At 56.3% G+C, this 2231-nt stretch carries 1 rRNA gene; it reads left to right on the top strand.

The features are described from left to right. Positions 1-140: 140 nt before the first annotated feature. Positions 141-1667, top strand: a 16S ribosomal RNA gene (locus AC1DR1_RS23095). The last annotated feature ends 564 nt before the right edge of the window (positions 1668-2231 follow it).

The raw sequence follows: 2231 nt of genomic DNA, 5'->3' as shown, positions 1-2231 counted from the left end.
CCAATTTATTGTATATGGATTGGTTGAATTGACTGGATTGCGCCACCCCGTGGTGTGGTCTGGTTTTTACAGCTGGTTTCAAATTTTGTGCAGTGCGTGCATCCCGTTTTCCCGGGGGCGCGTGTTGTGTCTGTTTTACTTCAACGGAGAGTTTGATCCTGGCTCAGGATGAACGCTGGCGGCGTGCTTAACACATGCAAGTCGAACGATGACCCGGTGCTTGCRCCGGTGATTAGTGGCGAACGGGTGAGTAACACGTGAGTAACCTGCCCTTAACTCTGGGATAAGCCTGGGAAACTGGGTCTAATACCGGATATGACTCCTCATCGCATGGTGGGGGGTGGAAAGCTTTATTGTGGTTTTGGATGGACTCGCGGCCTATCAGCTTGTTGGTGAGGTAATGGCTCACCAAGGCGACGACGGGTAGCCGGCCTGAGAGGGTGACCGGCCACACTGGGACTGAGACACGGCCCAGACTCCTACGGGAGGCAGCAGTGGGGAATATTGCACAATGGGCGCAAGCCTGATGCAGCGACGCCGCGTGAGGGATGACGGCCTTCGGGTTGTAAACCTCTTTCAGTAGGGAAGAAGCGAAAGTGACGGTACCTGCAGAAGAAGCGCCGGCTAACTACGTGCCAGCAGCCGCGGTAATACGTAGGGCGCAAGCGTTATCCGGAATTATTGGGCGTAAAGAGCTCGTAGGCGGTTTGTCGCGTCTGCCGTGAAAGTCCGGGGCTCAACTCCGGATCTGCGGTGGGTACGGGCAGACTAGAGTGATGTAGGGGAGACTGGAATTCCTGGTGTAGCGGTGAAATGCGCAGATATCAGGAGGAACACCGATGGCGAAGGCAGGTCTCTGGGCATTAACTGACGCTGAGGAGCGAAAGCATGGGGAGCGAACAGGATTAGATACCCTGGTAGTCCATGCCGTAAACGTTGGGCACTAGGTGTGGGGGACATTCCACGTTTTCCGCGCCGTAGCTAACGCATTAAGTGCCCCGCCTGGGGAGTACGGCCGCAAGGCTAAAACTCAAAGGAATTGACGGGGGCCCGCACAAGCGGCGGAGCATGCGGATTAATTCGATGCAACGCGAAGAACCTTACCAAGGCTTGACATGGGCCGGACCGGGCTGGAAACAGTCCTTCCCCTTTGGGGCCGGTTCACAGGTGGTGCATGGTTGTCGTCAGCTCGTGTCGTGAGATGTTGGGTTAAGTCCCGCAACGAGCGCAACCCTCGTTCCATGTTGCCAGCGCGTAATGGCGGGGACTCATGGGAGACTGCCGGGGTCAACTCGGAGGAAGGTGGGGACGACGTCAAATCATCATGCCCCTTATGTCTTGGGCTTCACGCATGCTACAATGGCCGGTACAAAGGGTTGCGATACTGTGAGGTGGAGCTAATCCCAAAAAGCCGGTCTCAGTTCGGATTGGGGTCTGCAACTCGACCCCATGAAGTCGGAGTCGCTAGTAATCGCAGATCAGCAACGCTGCGGTGAATACGTTCCCGGGCCTTGTACACACCGCCCGTCAAGTCACGAAAGTTGGTAACACCCGAAGCCGGTGGCCTAACCCCTTGTGGGAGGGAGCTGTCGAAGGTGGGACTGGCGATTGGGACTAAGTCGTAACAAGGTAGCCGTACCGGAAGGTGCGGCTGGATCACCTCCTTTCTAAGGAGCACCTACAGTCACCTTGCCCCGTGTATGCGGGTGTGGAGGGGTTGTCAGGAGTAACGCCCGTTGCGCAGACGATTGTTCTGCGGCGGGTGCTCACGGGTGGAATATCAGCAAATAGGTGCCTGGCGGCACAGGCCGGCAGCAAGTACGGATGCTCTCTTGAGAGTGTCCTGGAACGCTCGCCGGAATGAACTGCCGGGTAGTGTTTGGCACACTGTTGGGTCCTGAGGCAACAGGACCATGGCGCGGCCGCGTTGCTCTTCCTTTGGGGGGGTGCGTGGTTGTGCTGTGGGACTTGTGTTTCTGGTTTCCTGGCTGCACCGATCATACGGTTGTTCCTGTCYTTTGGGGCGGGGCGTGTGTGGGGTGTGTGGTACGGGGTTGTTGTTTGAGAACTACATAGTGGACGCGAGCATCTTTTATAAGAAGCAATTTCCAAGAATATGAACCTGGATCTGTGCCGTTGCTCTGGTTGTGCCCCTTGGGGTGTGGCTGGTGTGCGGTGTGGTTTTCATGGTTCTCTCGAAAATTACTCCTTGATCTTTTGTGGTCAAGTTT

The organism is Arthrobacter sp. P4_F10 (genome assembly GCF_056401435.1).
The sequence above is the reverse complement of the archived record's forward strand: the minus strand, read 5'-3'. Positions and strand labels throughout refer to the sequence as shown.